The organism is bacterium (assembly GCA_035527515.1).
Taxonomy (GTDB): Bacteria; B130-G9; B130-G9; order B130-G9; family B130-G9; genus B130-G9.
The window spans coordinates 1-3,076 of record DATLAJ010000166.1 but is presented as its reverse complement, the minus strand read 5'-3'; the positions used below and the strand labels follow the sequence as shown (position 1 = coordinate 3,076).

General features: G+C 58.8%; 5 protein-coding genes. 4 read left to right on the top strand and 1 reads right to left on the bottom strand.

What is annotated here, in order from left to right; translation table 11 throughout:
- Positions 1 to 263 (top strand): hypothetical protein (locus VM163_13570; protein ID HUT04910.1); only part of this gene is annotated, 263 nt, incomplete at its 5' end.
- Positions 264 to 274: 11 nt separating this feature from the next.
- Here VM163_13570 and VM163_13565 read toward each other — a convergent pair.
- Positions 275 to 448: a hypothetical protein gene (locus VM163_13565; protein ID HUT04909.1), complete on the bottom strand. Its 174-nt coding sequence runs from the start codon at positions 446 to 448 to the stop codon at positions 275 to 277.
- A 470-nt stretch (positions 449 to 918) separates the two neighbouring features.
- Here VM163_13565 and VM163_13560 point away from each other — a divergent pair, with 470 nt between their 5' ends.
- From VM163_13560 to VM163_13550, 3 genes are all read left to right on the top strand, one after another.
- On the top strand, positions 919 to 1,548 hold the full coding sequence (locus VM163_13560; protein ID HUT04908.1) for a zinc ribbon domain-containing protein: 630 nt from the start codon (positions 919 to 921) through the stop codon (positions 1,546 to 1,548).
- Positions 1,549 to 1,635: 87 nt separating this feature from the next.
- Positions 1,636 to 1,926: a hypothetical protein gene (locus VM163_13555; GenBank protein HUT04907.1), complete on the top strand. Its 291-nt coding sequence runs from the start codon at positions 1,636 to 1,638 to the stop codon at positions 1,924 to 1,926.
- Positions 1,927 to 1,972: 46 nt separating this feature from the next.
- The gene (locus VM163_13550) at positions 1,973 to 2,842 is read left to right on the top strand and encodes a hypothetical protein (GenBank protein HUT04906.1); all 870 of its coding nucleotides are present in this window, start codon (positions 1,973 to 1,975) and stop codon (positions 2,840 to 2,842) included.
- Positions 2,843 to 3,076: the final 234 nt, after the last annotated feature.

Here is a 3,076-nt window from a genome sequence, read left to right as displayed (position 1 = left end):
ACAGGAGGGAGGAGGTGCGCGACGTGCTAGAGAAGATGCTTATGTTTATGGCGCAGGGTGGGAAGGACACCTTCGGGGCGGACGAGGTTGCGGCGGCGCTGGGCGTGCCAGAGAGCGAGGTCACGCCGCTTTACAGGCAGGCGAGGGACATGGGTTGGGTTAAGAAGCTCTCAGATCGTCCGCCGATATTCCGTCTGACGGGGCGCGGCCGGTCCGAGGCATCCCGGCTACTCTCGCGGGCGGGGGATTCGCAGCGGCGTTAACTGCTGGCTGGCTAGACGGTGTGCTTGCCTCGGCGGGAGAGGTCCTGCGGCCCTGCCCAGGCGACCCTTCGCGCCTCGATGGTGACCACGATGGCAGACCTTGCGAAACCCTGTGTCGGTGAGACGGTGGCCGAGAAACGACCTGCAATGATGTCCAGTTTCAGCGCTGAGAAGGCGAGCCTCATCGCTCAAGAGATGGGCGCTGAGCTCACAGGGGGGGTAGGTAGCTGCCCCGACTTCGCCACTGCAGGCGTAGACCCCGGGGTGTGGCGTACGCCGTCGACCGAACAGGAGGCTTGAGAAGACCATGAGCCGCAGAGTCATCGTTATCCTAGTTCTACTCCTGCTCTGTTGCATGTGTCTATTGCCCCTTGCCGTGCCAGGAATCTCCCCTATTGGCGTCTATACCGTTCAACCGATTGGAGCGTTGCCCGACGGCGTGACACTGATCGTATGGCGAGCAGGCCAAGAACCCTTGTTCAACTCCCCAGATGCCATGTGCCTCAAGATCCAGGGGTATGTCAACTTGCTGTGTCGCGGCGTCGCGCTGGGGGAGGGCCCGGCCGACAGAATTATCATGCGATTGCCATACATCGAATGGGCCTACTTGATGTCCACAGGAGGCCAGACTTATGAGTAAGGGGGTGCAGAGGCGATGGAATGTGTAATCTTGGGCGGCTGGTTTCTCTGCGGAGTCCTCGCAGGCGCGGTTCTCAGCGGGAAGGGAGGCTCCGGGTCTGGGGGGTTCGCGCTCGGCTTGTTGCTCGGCCCCATCGGGATAATCATCGCAGCGCTCTGGCCTGTGTCGCAAAAGACGCTCGAAGAGAAGGCTCTCCAGGTTGGCGAGATGATGAAATGCCCCCATTGCGCGGAGTTGATCCGTGCGGAAGCCAACGTGTGTCGCTATTGCGGGCGCGAACTGGCGACCTCGGACTTCGTGAAGCAGGCGGCCGCAGCTAGCCGCGAACGCCGCAAGCCAGAGGCTCGGCAAATCCTCCTATATGCGATTCACCGAGATAACCGCAACGAGGAAGCTTGGGTGCAGCTCAGCAGAATCGCCAAGGACGAGCAGGAGTACGAAAAGAGCCTCAGGAGCGTTCTGGTCATCAATCCCGACAACGCACAGGCACGAGAACAGCTTGAGGACCTGGCGGAGCGTCGGGCGGCCCGCGACAAGGCCGCGAAGCGCGGCGCCCTGATCCTGGTGGCGGTGGTGGCGGCCATTGTGGCGGTGCTCGGATTGGCTTGGGCTGTTCTCACGGTGTGGGCGCAGCTGACAGGCTGATTAGGGATGTCGAGGAGTGGTTGCGCGAGCAAGACCGTTGGGAGAGGGCGGCTGACTGAGGCCAGCACATATTGGAGGACCGGGATCATGCCCTATGAGAATCTGAACAATCGGGAACTGGTCGACAAACTGGTGGAAGTGACGTTGCAGTTGGATCGCCTAAACGCGATGAAGGCCGAAGTAGACAGGCGAGTTCTGCAAGACATGGGGCAGGCTCCAGATGTTGACCGAAGCGTGGACAGGGAGTATCTGGAAGCAATTCGCCATCGCCCAGAATTGGACAAATTGCACGTCCGACTCTCCACAGGGGTTGTAGCGCGTGGCCTGCACGACGACTTGGTCAAGGCCCTGGCCAATGCTCGAAAGCAACCGCTGTAAGTGCCCCGGCGCGGTGCATGATTGATTCGGGGGGAACTGCAATGACATGTCGAGAGCCTATAAGGAGGCGTGGATAGGGATGAGCGTCAACGTGGACTTCTCAAAAGGCGGGTATCAGGGAGACATCATTGAGGAGACCTTTAAGCAGTTTACTGTCAAAAGTATGCCTTTCTGGTGGCATTTTCGTGAGGTTCTGCGAGCTAGCCAGCTTGCCTCGCCGCACTGGACTAGGGCAGACGGGGCTGCCCTCTCCGACGAGGAGCAAAAGGAATTGGTTGCCCTCAGCTTGATGAATTACGCTGTCTATACCGGAATAGCCGAATCACTTGCTTTCCTTGAGCAACTGCAATTTGAGGTATTCCGCACTACTTGTGACCCATGGCGGATATTCGATGCCAGGCGACACTGGAAGGCAACGTACTCAAGCCTCTACAGCAGTTTCAATGCGCTCTGCAACATTGTGTGCATAGTAGTCGGGCTCAAGCCCCCGTTGGGAGAGAAACGAGGTAAGGTCTGGAACTACAGTCCGTCGACTGCCTACCATCTTGTCAATGGCAAGGGGATAAACATCATTGCAGAGCCACTTAAGCGAGTGACTGAGCGGCTTGAGATACGGAATCAGCTCGATCACTACTGGCTGATATGGCATGGCATCGAGCAGGGCAAGTTCTTTATCGACAGCAAGTTCACCAAGGGATATGTTCCCCTCGACATCAGAGCGGACGTGTCATTGGACGTTGATGCCATCGAGCTTGCCCGAGAGCATCTGATCAAGTCAGCCGAGGATTTCAATGTGATTTACCGTGAATTATCGGTAGCTGGCGGGTTCTTGGACCAGTATGTTTCTGCCAGGGGCTGGATGGTTGACTATTCAGACTATGGTGAGCCTCACAACGCCCAGCGACCAAAGCCATAATCAACTCCGCCAGCGGAACACACGCCCGGCCAACTCGCGAAGGCCCGAGGCACGCAGCGAGGCGGCGGTGACGGCTGAGAGCGGCTGCCTAACGGTCATGGCAAGGCTTCCCGCGTTGGCCGAAACGACGAACTGGCAAGACGCCAATGAATTCGGCGTGCGTGGCGCTTCGGCTGCAACCCGTTGTTAGGCAGCGGCCAAGTGCCCCTCACCAAATGCCCGGAAGGAGGCGGT